General features: G+C 56.0%; 10 protein-coding genes. 2 read left to right on the top strand and 8 right to left on the bottom strand.

All coding sequences use genetic code 11. The annotated features are described in order from the left end of the window. The first annotated feature begins 5 nt into the window (after positions 1-5). Positions 6-2,048 carry a glycosyl hydrolase family 18 protein gene (locus M5M_RS20965; RefSeq protein WP_015046722.1) on the top strand — a complete coding sequence of 681 codons (2,043 nt, stop codon included), beginning with the start codon at positions 6-8 and terminating at the stop codon, positions 2,046-2,048. A gap of 142 nt (positions 2,049-2,190) precedes the next feature. On the opposite strand, the gene M5M_RS06710 is transcribed toward M5M_RS20965, so the two are convergent. From M5M_RS06710 to M5M_RS06745, 8 genes are all read right to left on the bottom strand, one after another. After that, complete coding sequence (locus tag M5M_RS06710; RefSeq protein WP_015046723.1) at positions 2,191-3,600, bottom strand: alpha-amylase family protein; 1,410 nt, start codon at positions 3,598-3,600, stop codon at positions 2,191-2,193. Positions 3,601-3,861: 261 nt separating this feature from the next. Further along, positions 3,862-4,584 carry a substrate-binding periplasmic protein gene (locus M5M_RS06715; protein ID WP_015046724.1) on the bottom strand — a complete coding sequence of 241 codons (723 nt, stop codon included), beginning with the start codon at positions 4,582-4,584 and terminating at the stop codon, positions 3,862-3,864. 136 nt (positions 4,585-4,720) lie between these two features. Next, on the bottom strand, positions 4,721-5,191 hold the full coding sequence (locus tag M5M_RS19405) for an NUDIX hydrolase (protein WP_015046725.1): 471 nt from the start codon (positions 5,189-5,191) through the stop codon (positions 4,721-4,723). Further along, complete coding sequence (locus tag M5M_RS06725; protein ID WP_015046726.1) at positions 5,185-5,820, bottom strand: IMPACT family protein; 636 nt, start codon at positions 5,818-5,820, stop codon at positions 5,185-5,187. Before M5M_RS06725 ends, M5M_RS19405 begins: the two co-directional genes overlap by 7 nt. Further along, positions 5,817-6,353, bottom strand: a complete 537-nt coding sequence (locus M5M_RS06730) for a DUF6942 family protein (RefSeq protein ID WP_015046727.1) — start codon at positions 6,351-6,353, stop codon at positions 5,817-5,819. The genes M5M_RS06725 and M5M_RS06730 overlap by 4 nt, the downstream gene beginning before the upstream one ends. Then, positions 6,350-7,510, bottom strand: a complete 1,161-nt coding sequence (locus M5M_RS06735) for a methyltransferase (RefSeq protein ID WP_162141141.1) — start codon at positions 7,508-7,510, stop codon at positions 6,350-6,352. Before M5M_RS06735 ends, M5M_RS06730 begins: the two co-directional genes overlap by 4 nt. A gap of 260 nt (positions 7,511-7,770) precedes the next feature. Next, the gene (locus tag M5M_RS06740; RefSeq protein ID WP_037432829.1) at positions 7,771-10,455 is read right to left on the bottom strand and encodes a TonB-dependent receptor domain-containing protein; all 2,685 of its coding nucleotides are present in this window, start codon (positions 10,453-10,455) and stop codon (positions 7,771-7,773) included. Positions 10,456-10,569: 114 nt separating this feature from the next. After that, the gene (locus M5M_RS06745) at positions 10,570-12,150 is read right to left on the bottom strand and encodes a hypothetical protein (protein WP_015046730.1); all 1,581 of its coding nucleotides are present in this window, start codon (positions 12,148-12,150) and stop codon (positions 10,570-10,572) included. Between the two features lie 296 nt (positions 12,151-12,446). Between M5M_RS06745 and M5M_RS19410 the strand changes: the two genes are divergently transcribed. Beyond that, a complete protein-coding gene (locus M5M_RS19410; RefSeq protein WP_016389281.1) occupies positions 12,447-16,082 on the top strand; it encodes an EAL domain-containing protein in 3,636 nt (1,211 codons plus the stop codon). Positions 16,083-16,213: the final 131 nt, after the last annotated feature.

Below are 16,213 nucleotides of genomic sequence, written 5' to 3' on the forward strand. Positions count from 1 at the left end.
CACCCATGTTCAACCCATTGATTGTGAAATCTGCCTGTGCCCTTGTGCTGGCAAGTGCCCTGTCTGCCTGTGGCGGCGGCAGTGCTACTGCAAACGTCAACACAGATCCGGACACCGGTGAAACCACCATCACCGTAACCCCCGGCACAGGCGCCAACAACGGAGGATCCGGCAGCGGCAATACCAGCGGTACCGATGCAGGTAACACCGACGGCGGCGATTCGGGCAGCACTGACAGCAGCAACTCAGGCAATACGGGCGGTGTCGATGCCGGCAACAGCGGTGACACTGGTTCCGGCAATACGGGTGGCAGTGATACCGGCAACACCGGCGGCACTGAATCCGGCAATACCGGCGGTAGCGATGCTGGCACTATCGGTGGCGGCGAGTCCGATGGCGTTGATAGCAATGATTCAGACAACAACGACAGCAGCGATGCGGGCAACACCGACAACAACGATGCGGGCAGCTCCGACGGCAATGCTTCCGATAACACCGACAGCGGTGATTCAGACAGCACTGACAGTGTGGAAACCACTGCACCGGATAGCGGTTATGCGGCTTGGGATGCAGGCCAGACTTACAATGGCGGCGACCGCGTGAGTTACGCAGGCGCTGTGTACGAGGCCAAGTGGTGGACCCAGGGCGATGTACCCGCCGACAACACCGGCGACGGCAAAGTCTGGAAATTAATTGAAGGCGAGGCCACCGGCGCTCAACCCACAGAGGAAAACGACACCGACGCGGGCGCCGATGAAAGTGCCACCGGCAATCAGGATCAGAACGGCGAGGAAAATACCGTCACCGATAGCGGCAGTCGCCCCGAAGGTATGGTGGTGGGCACCTATTTTGTTGAATGGGGCGTTTATGGTCGCAACTATCACGTGATGGATATGCCGGCCGAAAAACTCACTCACGTGCTGTACGGCTTTATCCCAATTTGCGGCCCGAACGATTCACTGCAACAGGCTAATGCATCAGGCTATTCCGCGCTGGTGCAGCAATGTGCAGGCAAGCAGGACTACGAAGTCACCATTCACGACAAATACGCCGCGCTGGAAAAGTCTTATCCTGGCGATAAGTGGGACGACGAAATCAAGGGCAACTTTGGTCAGCTGATCAAGCTCAAACAGCAGCAACCGCACCTGAAAGTGTTGCCCAGTATCGGCGGCTGGACTTTGTCTGACCCATTCTTCCACCTGGCCACCGATGACAACAAACGCGCGGTATTTGTGAATTCTGTTGCGAACTTCCTGCGCACCTATCGCTTCTTCGACGGTGTGGATATCGATTGGGAATTTCCCGGCGGTCGCGGTGCCAATGCGAACCTGGGTTCTCAAGCGGATTATGAAGCCTATGCCGACCTGATGCGCGATCTGCGCGCCATGCTCGACAATCTGGAAACTGAGCTGGGCAAAGAACTGGAACTCAGCTCTGCCATCGGCACCAGCCCGGTGATGGTAGCCGCCGCCAACTACGGCCGCGCACACCAGTACATGGATTACATTTTTGCCATGACCTACGACTACTACGGTGCCTGGAGCGGCGTGCTGGGTCACCAGACCGCGTTGAACAACTACAGCTACAACACCAACAACGGTTTCTATGCGGCGTCTGTACTTGATAGCCTGACCGCTCAAAACGTGCCGGCCAATAAAATCGTCATGGGCGTTGCCGCCTACGGGCGCGGTTGGAAAAACGTGTCGGGCGGTCAGCCGGAATGGCCATTCAGCGGCACCGGCAATGGCGCAGCTAAAGGTACCTGGGAAGACGGCGTGCTGGATTACAAAGACATTGTCACCAACTACCTGGGCGGCACCACCGGCAACGGCATCAATGGTTTCAGCTACTTCTACGACAGCGAAGCAGAAGCACCTTACCTGTGGAACTACAGCACCGGCACCCTGATCACCTACGACAACCCGCGCTCCATCAAAGCCAAAGCCGAGTTTGTGAAAAACCGTGGACTCGCCGGGCTTTTCAGCTGGGAAATCGATGCCGATAACGGCGACATCACCAATGCCATGGTGGAAGGCCTGAGCCAATAAGGCACCTTCACCACACCCTTTCCTCTTTCCCTGGCGGGCCCTATCCCGCCCTTGATACGGGCGCAACGCGCCCGTTTTTTTATTCAGCCCAAACAACCAAAGTACCAAGGGGTCAGACCCCATGGTACTTTGGTTGCTTTGTTTAGCTGGCAGTCCACATACGGGCGGCACGCGGTGGGATGCGAATCCATTTCACACTGGCGTCAATGGAAAAGGTTTCGCCACTGAACACATCGGTGTAATTGCGGTACCAATAATATTTTTCATTGGTATTGAGCTTGATCCATTTTTCCTCGCCGCATTTGTTGATGCCTACCACGCCTTCTTTGCCGCGGCGGAAAGCCAACACACACTGATCGGCCCAGATACCTTCCTGGCCCTGACCTTTCACGCGGTTGTGGAATTTCACCATGGCTTTGATGTCGCTTTGCTTGTAGTCATTCACCCAACGGCCGCCATCGGTGCCGGTCTGGTCGCTGAACACCATCGGCGCGCCATCCTTGCGACCCAGCACGTAGGCATAAGCCAGGTGCTCGTCGGTGGTGTTCATGATCAGGTAGCGGAAACCGGCGTTAGTGGGAATGTCATGGGTAATCGGCATGGTCACAGCGCGATCACCCGGCAGCGCATTGCCACCGGCCACCGGGTTATCCAGCGATGACATCCAGCCATTGGGTTGCAACGCATTACGCATGGCATTCAACAGCGGAAAATCATAGGCGTCGTGATCCGTGCCACTCAGGTAGGGCCCAAGGAATTGCTGGTAGTCGCTGCTGGAAGTGCCACCGCCGGTAATCACTTCGCCAAACACATGCATACCGCTTTTAATGGACGAAGTAAAAATCTGGTTCATGTGCCAGTTGGTCATGTGCTTCGCAGCATCCACCCGGAAACCTTTTACCCCCAGATTTTTCAGCGCCTGCAAATAAGCCCGCTGCTGATCCACCACGTAGCTGTTGGGGTTAAGGTCCGGCAATCCTTTGTCGGGGTAGGCGCCGCAAATACGCCAGTTCTGCACCTGCCACACATCGTTGTAGTTGCTGATGCACTTGGCTTCGTGAAAATCCCACGGGCTCAGCAAACCATTGTCGAGATTGCCGAACAGTTTTTGTTTATTCCAGTAGGTGCGGTTGTTGGCATAGTCCACCAATGTGCTGTTACCGGGAAAGTCGGTGGCACCATTGCGCTCGTTGGCCATGTGATTGAGTACGATGTCTGCATAGACCACCACACCCTTCGCCTGCAACGCATCGATCATGGCCTTGAAGGATTCTTTGTTACCCAGGCAGTGATCAATCACCCGCCAATCCTGCGGCTGATAACGTTGCCACCATTCGCAACCGTTTTTGGCTGACTTCAGCGGTGGCGCCACCAATACGGCCTTGTAGCCAATACTGGAAATTTCACTGGCCTTATTTTTTACATCGGTATAAGACCAATTAAACGCGTGCAGAATGACATCGGCGCACGCCAGGGAAGGGATACAAAGGGAGGCAGCGACCGCTGTGCTCTTCAGCGCATTTCGCCACCCGGACAGAACTTTCTTATTCATTATTTCGCTCCGGTTGAGTTAGGGGATAAACCCGCACCGGAGTTAAGTGGTTGCCGATAATTTGATCAAGACCAATGCATACGTATTCAATAACAGAGGTATTTTGGCAACCTCAATGGCGAACGAAACCACAGAAATATCAAGGGTTTAATCCGTTCATCCCCACTGCGTGCGCCACCGCCTGCGCCGGAACCAGCGCACAATTTTCACCCATGCATTCCATCAACCGGTGAGATCAGAACGCCAGTACCGAAACGCAAATCAACGCTTTTTATCGATTTTGGTACTCGGCAATTGTTGACCATACGCCGCAAGTATCTGCTCAAACTCACCATCGGCCCGCGCGGCGGCAAGCGCGTCACGCCACTGCGCATAAACCGGTTCCGGCGTGACACGGTTGAAAACCAGAAACAGTCCCTGACGTTCGAAGCAGTGCAAATGCCGGATGGATTCCTTGCCCAAGCCCACTTTCGATAAGTGCAAACGGTCAGTGATGGTGCTGCTGAGCCAGGCGCTGGTGCGGCCACGCTGCAGCATCCTCACGTTCTCGTCGTCAGATTCAACCAACAGCAGATTGGTAAAACCCAAGCGGCGTAACAAAGCCTCGCGCGCGTCATTTTTAACCACACCAATGGCGGGTAACTCGCGCGCCTGCTCGAGGCTGAGCCCGGTTAACCCGCTGTCGTCGAGCACGGAAAAGCACCATTGCACATCCACCAACGGCCCGACCCAGTAGAACAACGCGCGCCTTTCTTCATTAAAAGCCGCCGCGAACAAGGCCACCGGTGCTTGGTTCTGAAGTGTGGAGCGATACCCCCTTACCCAGGGCACCATCTGGAGCTGGCCTGCATGACCGGTACGCCGCTGCAGCATGCGCATCACATCGATCAATAAACCGCTCTGCGCACCGTCGGCATTCTGGTGTGCCAATCCTGGCGTCAGCTCGCCATAGATCGTCAGGTCGTCATCCGCGATTACCCGCATACAACCTACATCTATTACTAAGAATAACGCCAGCAACCAATAGCGCAATGCAAACCCCAACCTGAAAATTCGACGTAGTTTCAATAGCTTAGCAGCCAACACCAAACCCGCAACCAGGTCTGGGGGCAGGTCTTTGCTATTGCTGTAAAGCGGCGCGGATCATGGCCTGTTGCGACGGGAAACGCCAGGCGTAGTCGCCCAATTGAGATTCGTTCAGCCACAACACCTCCCGGATTTCGCCGGCCAGGCCAGGCACCTGTGATTGTCCGTAGGCCCCGGGTGCCGTAGTACAGCGGAACAGACTAAAGCCGTTATCAAACACTTGCATCCGTGCTCCCACCTGTACCGCCAGACCAGTCTCTTCGAAGGTTTCACGCCAGGCCGTACACTGCGCCGATTCGCCCCGCTCGCTGGTGCCACCGGGCAGGCTGATCTTGCCGGTAAGTTCACGCACCATCAGCACCTGACGCTCCTGAATCACCAGGCAACCTGCATTCGCCGGTGGCAGCGGTAAGCTCACATCCGGACAAGCCGGCGGCTTGCCACAGGCGATCAACCCGGCCAGCAACAGTACAATTGCAAAGGCATTCAGTCCTGGCTTCAACATTTTTTATCCGATTCATCCGGTAACAACGACCAGCCAGAGGCGGCCAATGGTGCCTGCAGATCTGCAAAAAATTGCTGCGGCAGGGCCAGCCGGTAAGTCACCTGATCGGCGTACTCCACCGCCACCAACTCCCCCTGATGCTGCCCCAGCCAATGCCGAAGCCATTGTTCTGCAGCGTAATCGGCGATCACGGTATAGTGACTCACGGGCGTGATCATCGTGGTTTCCAATTGGTCAATCACGGCTTGCGTGGCCTGAGAATAAGCCCGCACCAACCCGCCCGCGCCGAGTTTGATACCACCGAAATACCGGATCACCACCACCGCAATATCGCCAATGCCTTTATGGCTCAAAACGTTAAGCATCGGTTTGCCCGCTGTCCCACCGGGCTCGCCGTCGTCGGAAAAAGCCTGCGATGCAGGCGTCAGTCCCGGGCCCAGCAGGTAGGCCCAGCAATGGTGGCGCGCATCCGGATAACGGGCTTTTGCATCCGCCAGCAACGCCATGGCCTGCTCACGGGTTTGCGCCCGGTCTGCCCAGGCAATGAAGCGGCTTTTCCTGACCTCGGTTTCCGCTTCGGCCCGACCGGCGGCAACCGCGTAAGCACCGTTGATGGTTGGCTCAGTCATAACGCAACAATCATGTCGGCGAGTCGTTCAATCCGCTCATTGGTAAGCTGCCGGTAATCCGGGTAGGGGCTGACCAGTAAGCGTCGTTCCGGCGAGCGGGCAAAATGCGCGCACTGCCATTGCAGCGGCAACGCCTGCGCGCCAGCAAATTGTTTCCCGCAAACCACATCGATCGCAGCGCCGGGCGGGTGCGCAGCACCAAACCAAAGCTGCAACTGCCCGGGCTTCTGCAACAACTCACGATCACGCAGCGCTTGCCAACGGCTGTGATTTTCCTGGCTCCACCCCGCTTGTCGTTGGGCCAGGGCAAATTGCAATTTCGCCAGCACATTAAACACCTTGCGCCAATGATTGGAACACTGGCTCACCAGGTGCGCCAATTCGCCTTCAACCACCGGTGCACACGCGGTTGCACTGGCATAAGGTTCTATGGGTGGTTTGTTGGCAATAAAAATGCGCAGCCGGGGCACTTCAGCACCCAATCCCGAGGGCGCAGGTGTCGGTGCCGGGTAATCAGAAGGCGTGATGTTCATAGGCCCTTGGCGATGATCAGAAGATTGCGGGGCGTCAGATGATAGGGGCAAAAAGCCACCACTTCTACCGCAGCGCCTTTTTGTTCAAGCAAGAGGGCGCGATCCAATACCAGCCACAACTCCAGCGGGCGACGGAACCAATGACTGACCCACTCCATCCGACGCACGCGATCTGCCCGCGCCTGGCCTTTGGCCAACCAGGGGGCAGGATCAAAATCCGGCGCCAGCGCCAACCCTTTTTCCTCCGCTGCCCACTGGAAAAACGCAAGTACCGAGTCATTTAACTGGCTGGTTTTCAGGGTTGGCAAGGGCAAGTATTCGTCAACACCACGATGTGCGCGTTGCCAGGCGTCAAACGCCATCCGCCACAACAATTGGCGATCGCGAAGGCGCCGGCTGCCGGCACCACCGGTGACAAATTCCTGCAGCGGCAAATGCAAATCGCGCGCGCGCAAACCCAGCGCGCTGCGCTTACCGGCATCACTCAGGGGTTCCGGGGTGGCGCTGAGATGGTAACAACAGGGTGCGCAGGCCAATACGCCACTGGCCGGCCAATGGCGGATTAAATTCAGGTGTAAATCGCCACAGGCATGCAGTGCCACTGCCGTGTGATGATGGGTGAAGTGCGCTTCAATACCCGTCGACAGCACGTCTGTACAGACAAAGCGCTGATCCAGTTGCTTTTGCCTGGCCAGGGCATTGCCGGCCTGGCACAAGGCATCTTGCCACTCAAGGCTGGTCACCGGTTGGCCGCTGGTATGCGCCAGTAACCGCCCCAGATGGCCTTTACCCGCACACCATTCAAGCACTGCACCTTCAGGCAATGGCGTGGCGCCAGCAAAATACTGAATCTGTTGCCACTTGCGGCCGGGAATGTGCTGACTGAAGAAACGATCGTCAATGCGGCTGGACAAGCGGCGCTCGGGCACCCGGGTCAGGGATTGCCAGCGATCGGACGACGGCAATGGGGCCGGCGCAGCGTCAAACAGACCCGGCGTAAAACCCGCCAGCTGGTCCAGCGATTGCTGCTCCAGCCACTGCACCAGGCCGGTCTCCCAGGTGACCGGATAATCGGTCAGATGAAATGGGTCGATCTGCCACAAATGGCGATGGTCCACCAGCAATTGGTCGAGCGCGGCAAATTGGTCGAGAAGCATGTTACGGCAGGCAAAACCGCATAGTAGCACAGCGCGGCAAGCAAAAAAAAAGGTGGCCATCGCCACCGAGGGTGTAAGCGGTGTGTGGGCTTGCGACCTGGTGTTTACTCCCGTCTGGAGCTCGGTCGTTGACCGCTACCAGGTCTGCCACATCTTGTGCGTATGGGCGCGGTACCCGAGGGTTATGCGAATGCCCCGGACCGCGAGTAGAGCGGCACGTCCTTGTGCCTTGTGCTGTCCCTACCTCCTATCAGCAAGGGTTACAAATCCCACTTTACGCCAAGGCTGAGTGTGCGATCGGCCACTTCCTCAAGAATCACCACGCCGTCCTGTTTCACCTCACGTTCCTGATTAAGCAGGTTGGTCAGGCGTAACCGCACGCTGAGATTCTCCATGGGATAAAAGGCGTAGTTCAGATCCAGTGAATTGAACGGCTGCTCGTAGGCATCATCTGCACCATCGCGGGCGGCAAACAGAATGCGCTCACCGAAGAAGTTATATGCCAGCGTCGCCGAGTGATATCCATCGGGCGAGTCAAAGCCCACTTGAATGTTGGCCACTTCTTTCGAATGGCCGGTCATGCGGCGCTTATTATTGGTTAAGCCGATATCCGTATCGGTAATGGTGATTTCCGAGTCACTGTAAGTGACGTTTCCGGAGACGAAAAAGCCTTCGGCACCGATCGGTTGCATGTCATACAACCATTCCATTTCCACACCGGTGAGCTGGGCTTCTTCCGCGTTAACAAAGGTCAACACCACGTTGTCATCGGAGCCGGCGGCGCGAATGGTTTCGATGGGCGAATCGATATTTTTGTGAAACAACGACACCGTGAAGCTGTTGCCATTATCAAAAAACCACTCCCCCCGGGCATCGTAGTTCTGCAGATCCGATGTTTGCAGGTAGGGGTTACCCACCACGCGGTAATCCGTCACCGGGTCGATGTATTGCACCACTGCCACTTCCCGCAGATCCGGGCGCACCGTGGTACCGCCGTAACCCAAGCGGAACTGAAAGGTTTCAGCCCAGAAATCCTGGGTCATATAGGTCATGGACAATGACGGATAGTTTTTCGCCTCCGCCACCACAATATCTGCCAGCTCGTCATCGGACACGCGCAGCTGATTATCAAAATCCAGCGTATCGATAGGCAGCGCCGCCTGCTTGAAATCTTCCCGACGGAGACCGCCGGACACGCGCCAGGTGTCATTCCAGGTTACATCGAACTTGCCGTACCAGGCATCCAGCGTTTGCGCAGCCAAATAGGATTCAGCTTCGGCGGAACCCAGCGATGCAATAAAACCGTTGTCCCGGTCCTCAATGCGACCACAGCAGAGAGCCTCGCCGGGGGTACCAGCCAAAGCATCGGGATCGGCATTGGACGTATCGATATTGACCGTGGTGCCCAGATAGCTGCGATCCTTGCGGGAACCATCGTAACCACCGCTCAGTTCCAGCCGGTAGTTATCGCCTTCGACAGGCAATACCAGATCCCAACCATAGCTTTCCACATTGTCGGCCAGATCGGTAAAACGGAATACCGCCGCCGTCGACAGGTCTTCAATTCGGGTGCTGAGCACCGCACCGGTATCCATATCAATGGCATTCATGCCTTCCACAGATACTTCGTTGGGCTTGTCAGTGGTGGCCTTGGAATCCGAGTAAAACCATTCGAACGCCAGATCGTCCGCCCACCGGAATGGCAGTTCGTACACCACGTCATTGAAGGTGGAGACCAACTTGTGTTCACCCCGCAATTGGTTGGTGCGCAGCTCCCGTTCTTCGTACCGGAGTTCGTAGGTGACGTATTGGTTACCACTGTCGATCTCGGCATTATTGGCATTGAAACCGGTGGTTATGCTGGCCTCATCGTCAGTATCGCGGATGAATAAATGGGTGTAATCGATCTGGTGATCCAACCCATAGGCCAGGCCCACGCTGCCAAAACCATTGAGCGAGACTTCATCCACGGTGCGTTGGGTGTCGGAATAAATGCGCTCGGGATTGTTCGAACTGCGGTTGGTGCGATCTTTGTTGCGCACTTTATTGTCGTACGAACCCATGGCAATAAAGCCCAGGTTCCAGTCGTCGCTTAAATCGAAGTTGTATCCCACGCCAGCTTTGATTTTTTTGTCGGGGCCATTGGATTTTGTGGTGATATCAATATCGCGATTGAGCGACGCGGCAATTTTCCGGTTAATGGCCTGCGCTTCCGGGATGGTGTGAAAGCCGCCATCTTTATTCAGTGTCTGGAAAATATTGGCAACCGAAATGTCGCCGCGATAGGTCTGTATCGCCTGGGTGATTTCAGCGGGCAACGCCCGCGTTCCGTCATCGGTACCCAGCGCATCGTCACCACCGCCATTGTAGGTCAGGCCGTCTTTGCCCGTACTGGCCGAGCTCCAACCGCTGCCCACGGTAACATTCACCAGCAGGTCGTTGGGCAACGCGCGGGTGCGGATATCCACGTTACCGCCACCAAAATTAGCCGGCATGTCGGCGGAGTAAACTTTTTGCACCGCCAGCGACTCAATCACCTCTGCCGGAAAAATATCGAGCGGAATCACATTGCGCTGCAAGTCCGGTGAAGGCACCAGCGCCGAGTTGAGCTGGGCCGAGGAATAACGTTCACCCAGACCGCGCACGTAGATAAACTTGTCATCCACCAGCGTCAGGCCCGGCACACGTCGCAACGCAGACGCCACGTTCGGGTCACCCACCCGCACGATCTGCTCGTTACTGATGATGTCGGTTACCACATCGTATTCGAGCCGCTCGGCAATCACATCTTCGGCACTGCTTTTCTGGCGGGCGACGACGGTCACTTCTTCAAGCGGTTGGGCAATCTTGATTTCAGTGTCCTGTGCCAGCGCCGTTGGCGCTACGCCCCAAGCTGCCGCAACGATCGCGCTTGCCAACGCGTTTCGCTGCCAGGATTTATTCATGTTCATGTTCTGCAAACCTTGTTGATGTTTTCTTACGCGAAGGGTTTGGGGTGTCCCCCAAACCCGGCGTCGGCACACTGGCAACCGGATTCAGTTACCGGTACAACCCAGGTCTTACTCCAGACCCAGGGTCCAGCCCGCAGTCCAATCATCATCAGCCGTTACCGCGCCGAAGTGAGAGGGGTTTTCCAGGAACATATCGGCGTTTTCAGGCAGTGTTGAAACGTCGGTCATATTGACGGTGATAGCGCCACCACCGGCCGCTGCAGACGCCATCAGCATGTCAGCGGTAAAAATACCATCCAGCACGCTGGCGGCTTCTGTGTCGCGGAAATTGTTGCTGAATGCATCGAAGAACGCAGTGGTATTGAAGCTGGAACCGGCGGGCAGGTCTGAAGCCCCGGCGTTTTTCACGGTTTCAGAGCAAGCCAGAATGGTGGAATCCACGGTGATCTTGCCATCTTCGGCATTTTTCACGGTACCGGTGCTATTGATTTCAAAACATTCGTTGCCGCCGGCGGGGGAGACGACGATAGAGTTATAAATCTCACCTTCGGCGCCATGACGCAGCAGGAAGCCTTCACTGTCGCCGTGGGTGCCATTGTCATTGCCCGATGTAATGCAGGTCAGGTTCGAGAAAACCGGATGAGAAATGGGTGCGATCAACCAGTCTGCGGGATTGGCTGCATCGGCCGGGCGCTTGTCGGAGATGTTGTCGCCTTCTATGCAACGGTTGCCGTTGTTGCCCGCGTGTTTGATCAGCGCATACTGGATCTTGCCCACATAGCCGTCGGAAAAATCCAGGGAGTCGTCGCGCACATTGACCAGCACCGCGTGGGATACGTTTACCGCGCCACCGAAAAATTCGAAGCCGTCATCGAAGGTATTGTACACCTGCACGTGATCCACCGTGGTGCCGGCGCCCACGGCGTTAAAGGTAATGCCGTTCAGCTCGTCGCCTTCAACCACCGCGAAGCCGGAATGCTTGACCACCACATAGCGGAGTGAGCCGGAGCTTTCGGTGTTGTCATTGCCACCGTAATAGGATTCCTGGCCTTCAGACTGCACCGAACAGGTGCCGTTGGTGCGCTCGGCTTCGGTACAGTTGTTAGTGATACCGTTGCCGTTGATCATGATACCGCCCCACAGGCTGACCGCATCCTCGGCCGCGGTATTGGTCACGAGATCGGAGTAGCCCGAGAAGATGATGGGTGCAGCCGACGTGCCGTTGGCAATGATGCGCGAGCCGCGGGAAATCCGCACGTAATCACTCGGATTTGAAAAGGCCAGTTTGTTGCCAGCGGCAATGGTCAGGGTAGGACCATCACCGGCGCGCGGCACGGTGGTGCCAGCGGCGATGTCTGCCGGCGTGACGTCTTCGCCCACAAACAGGCTGCTCTCAAAGATGTGGACACCAGAAATAAACGGGATGTTCAGATCGGCCATCAGCGGCTTGTTCACGCCCACAAAGGTGGCATCGTAAAAGCAGTTATTACCATCGAAGGAGCCGATGAAGGTCTGGCCATTGAGCGCGTAGTTGGCACAGGGATTGTTGTCGCCTGATCCACCACCGCTCACCACACTGTTGTCAACGGAGTTGTCGATGTTGGTGGGTTGCAGCACAACGTCGCCACCGCCACACGCCATAAGGGCAGCTGCCAGTGCATTGAGGGCCAAGATGTTTTTGAGTTTCATGGAATCTCCTAGAATGATGTCTAAACTGTGTCGGGGTGGTCCAGCTCTGGGGCCGTTTGTAATCACCGAGCGCAAAGACTAACGTCCCAAAATGACAATCACGCGAAGAATAAATGTCAGTTAAATGGCGTCTTAATGAACGTTTATTGACAGTTTTAAGACCAGGAAACAGAAAGATTGCCCGCCGCCCTAAACGCTCAGAGCCTCCGCCCGCCACAGTACTTTTGTGCTAAAAAGTTATCAGATACGCCGTCGGCCCTGTGCTAGGCTCATAAGGGTTTTATTTGGAATTCAGCATGTACCGAAGGGCTCTGGGCCAGCATAGGTGGTTGTCGGGTTTAATTGCGCTTGTGTTGGCGGGCAACGCCCTCGCTGCAACCGTGACAGTGCAATTGCGCTGGGATCACCACTTCCAGTTCGCCGGCTACTATGCCGCACAAGCTCAGGGTTATTACGATCAGGCCGGACTGGACGTGACGCTCAACAGCGCGTTCACCACTCAGGGCGAACGGATCGATGCGGTTGAAAGTGTGCTGGCCAAACGCGCGGAATTTGGCGTGGCCGGCATAGACCTGTTCAAAGCCGCTGACGCTCAAAACAACATAAAAATTCTGGCGCCAATCTTTCAGAAAAGCCCGACCACATTGGTCAGCCTGAAAGGCACGCCACTGCGGGATTTGCAGGATCTGCAAACCCTCCGCATCGGCTACCCCACCGACTTTGGCAGTAAAGTTGAACTGGACAGTGTGTTGCGTCAGGCCGGAATCAATCCTCAATCCATGCAATGGCAAAGCGGTGTCTGGAATGTAGAAGCGCTGCAGTACAAGACCGTCGATGTCCTCTTAGGCTACGGCCCGGACCTGTTGTTTCAGGCGCAGAAGGCCAAGCTGGAGGTCAATAAAATGCTGCTGGCGGATTACCAGCGCCAGTTTTACAGCGACATTCTGATCACCCATGCGGATTTTCTGGCGCAGAACCCGGGCAAAGTCGCCCGCTTTGTGGATGCCACCCGGCGCGGTTGGGAATACGCGCTGGCCAACCCAAATGAAATTATCAACCTGATCCTGCGTGACCACACCCCGGTCCGCGCCGCCGAATCCCGCCGCAATCTCACCGAGTACAACCGGTTTTATGCCGAGCAGATTCAGGACTATATTCAACACCCCAAAGTCCCCATCGGCTATTCAGACGCCTTGCGCTGGCAGAGCATTGTGGACTCGCTCTACTCGGCCGACGAAATCGCCGCCCCCTTGAACACCCAGGCCATGCTGTGGCGCGCACACGAACCCAGCTATGGTACACGCGCCCTGCTGCCCTACCTGAGCCTGATCAGCCTTTGCCTTATCGTGACGTTTTTCCTCATTGCCAAGGGCCAATACCAACCCTTGTTGCTGGTGCTGGCCGCGTTGGTGATTACCTCCACACTGGCAATCGAACGCTGGTTACTGCTGGAAACCAAGGAAAAACAATACCTGGCCCAACTCGAATCCAATATGCAGCTGCGCGCCCAATTAGAGGGCGTGATAAACAACACCCTCACCGGCATCATTGGCCTGGCACAGCATTTGTCCAATAAACCCGACATTAACAACCGCGACTTCGAGCGCTACGCGCAGGCGCTGATGACCCGGGACTCCAGTATCCGCAATATTGCCCTGGCGCCGGGTCTGGTGGTGAACAAAGTCTACCCGTACAAGGGCAATGAAGCGGTCATCGGTTTGGACTACCGCAACGCCGGCGCCCAGACCGAAGCGGTAATGCGTATGCGACAACGTGGCAATACCGCCATCGCAGGGCCGGTTCAGTTAGTGCAGGGCGGACTGGCATTTATCGTGCGCGTGCCGGTATACATTCCCAAAGCCGATGGCAGCGAAGTGTTCTGGGGGATTGTGTCCGCGCCCATCGACGCCAATAAGCTCTGGCTAAAAGCCGGCCTCAACCCTGAGGGCTTCAGCTTTGACAGTGCAGCCGGAGCGACCAGCCCGCTGAACATTGCCATTCGCGGCAAAGATGGCCTGGGCAATGTGGGCGCGGTATTTTATGGTGACCCGGCCATATTCAGCGCCGCCTCGGCCATCGAAACGCCCATTATTCTCGGCAACAACAGCTGGATTCTGGCCTCGGTGCCACCCGATGAAGCCACCTTGTCTTTTAATACCCTGGTCGCCACACGATCGGCCGGTCTGGTTTCACTGATGGTGTTTTTCCTGTTTATTGCGATGCTGCGCGATCAGGAGAAACGCCGGCAATACACAGAAAAAAATCTGCAGCAAAACAAAGAGCTGCTGACCGAAATCGGCAGCATGGCACAGGTGGCCGGTCTGCGCGTGGAAAACGGCAACGTCGTAACCGAGATCAATCATCTCGCGTTTGAGATTCTGCACATCACCCCCAAACAACCGCCTTTTACCTCGCAGGAACTGATGCATGGCCTGAGCCGTTCCGCCTCGTTAAAGCTGCTGTTCGCCATCAAGCGTTGTGAAGAGACCGGTGAGAAGCAACATGCGGAAATCATGGTGGAGCGAGAAGACCAGGAAACCCAATGGATTAAAGTTATTTTCTCCAGCCAGGGCCGCGGCCTGGTGGGCGCGTTACAGGACATTACCCGGCAAAAGAACAACGAGCAAACGATACGCGACCAGGCCACCATCGACCGCATTACCCAACTGCCTAACCGCTGGTTCTTCAACGAGCAAACCGATCAGGAACTGGCGCGTGCTAAACGCGAAAAAGAACAACTGGCCTTATTGTTTATCGACGTGGACAATTTCAAGTCGATTAACGACAGTCTGGGTCACGCGATTGGCGACGAGTTTTTGCGCGCGGTGGCGATCCGACTGAAAAACTGCACCCGCAATTCCGATCTGGTGGCGCGCCTGGGCGGGGACGAATTTACCGTGCTACTGCTCAATATTGAGGATTACAAAAACGCTTACAAGGTGGCCGAACAAATTATCCGGTCCATGAATCAGCCGTTCATGCTCAATGGCCATCAGGTATTCTCCAGCGTCAGTATCGGAATTTCGGTGTTTCCCGATGATGCGCTCAATGCCGAAACCCTGATCAGCCATGCCGACCAGGCCATGTATGCCAGTAAACAAAGTGGCAAGAATAACGCCAGCTTTTTCACGCTGGCGATGCAGGAACAATCCGAACGCCAGCACTGGATTTATAACGAACTGGTCCGCGCCATTGATGACAAGGAAATCACCGTGGTGTACCAGCCGATTTTTGATATTCAGAACGACTGCATCACCGACTGCGAAGCCCTGGCGCGCTGGCCAAGAAGCGACGGCAAATGGATTTCACCGGCGGAATTTATCCCCGTGGCAGAAAGTTCCGGCCTGATCAGTCGCTTGGACTTGCTGGTCCTGAAGCGTTGTCTGCAGCTGCTGGATGAGGTGGATGCGCTCGGCATTTCCGTCAACATCTCTCCCCGTTTGTTCTATGAAGTGGAACGTGGCTTCGAGGAATGGCAAGCGCTGGTCATGAATCACAAACACCGGAGCCGGCTGACAGCGGAAATTACCGAACGCCTGCTGGTGGATGATCACATCAATGCCGAAACGCTGTTGGCGAATTTGCAGAAAGCGGGACTGGCGCTATCGCTGGATGACTTTGGCACCGGCTATTCTTCACTCAGCTATTTGTCGCGTTTCAATGTGGACAAGCTCAAGATAGACCGCTCGTTTGTCAGCGCCATCGGTCGCAACAAAACAGAAGAGACGCTGATTGAGACCATATTATCCATGAGCGAAAAGCTGGGTATCGATGTGGTCGCGGAAGGCATAGAAACCGAAGAACAACTGGCGTTTTTACGCGCCCGGGGTTGTAAATACGGACAGGGCTTTCTGATGGCCAAACCCATGCCGCAGGATCAGTTGCTGACCCTGCTTGCCACCTACCCCGCCGTCGGCAACGCGGTGTCGTAAAAACCCGGCACCCGACATTGAGCTTAGGGAACCTCTGAATAACTCTGGTGCCGCTCTGGCTACCAGCAAATTTCGTGCGCTAGGCGCGGCTTCGAAGGCATACCGGGGTCTGTCGAGAAGTCGCAAGCGGA

The sequence above is a fragment of the Simiduia agarivorans SA1 = DSM 21679 genome (assembly GCF_000305785.2).
In the GTDB taxonomy this organism is placed as follows: domain Bacteria; phylum Pseudomonadota; class Gammaproteobacteria; order Pseudomonadales; family Cellvibrionaceae; genus Simiduia; species Simiduia agarivorans.

Excerpts from the sequence above, each read along its gene's own strand:
- M5M_RS20965 (WP_015046722.1), top strand. The coding sequence starts at position 6 with ATGTTCAACCCATTGATTGTGAAATCTGCCTGTGCCCTTGTGCTGGCA.
- M5M_RS06710 (WP_015046723.1), bottom strand. The coding sequence starts at position 3,600 with ATGAATAAGAAAGTTCTGTCCGGGTGGCGAAATGCGCTGAAGAGCACA.
- M5M_RS06715 (WP_015046724.1), bottom strand. The coding sequence starts at position 4,584 with ATGCGGGTAATCGCGGATGACGACCTGACGATCTATGGCGAGCTGACG.
- M5M_RS19405 (WP_015046725.1), bottom strand. The coding sequence starts at position 5,191 with ATGTTGAAGCCAGGACTGAATGCCTTTGCAATTGTACTGTTGCTGGCC.
- M5M_RS06725 (WP_015046726.1), bottom strand. The coding sequence starts at position 5,820 with ATGACTGAGCCAACCATCAACGGTGCTTACGCGGTTGCCGCCGGTCGG.
- M5M_RS06730 (WP_015046727.1), bottom strand. The coding sequence starts at position 6,353 with ATGAACATCACGCCTTCTGATTACCCGGCACCGACACCTGCGCCCTCG.
- M5M_RS06735 (WP_162141141.1), bottom strand. The coding sequence starts at position 7,510 with ATGCTTCTCGACCAATTTGCCGCGCTCGACCAATTGCTGGTGGACCAT.
- M5M_RS06740 (WP_037432829.1), bottom strand. The coding sequence starts at position 10,455 with ATGAATAAATCCTGGCAGCGAAACGCGTTGGCAAGCGCGATCGTTGCG.
- M5M_RS06745 (WP_015046730.1), bottom strand. The coding sequence starts at position 12,150 with ATGAAACTCAAAAACATCTTGGCCCTCAATGCACTGGCAGCTGCCCTT.
- M5M_RS19410 (WP_016389281.1), top strand. The coding sequence starts at position 12,447 with ATGTACCGAAGGGCTCTGGGCCAGCATAGGTGGTTGTCGGGTTTAATT.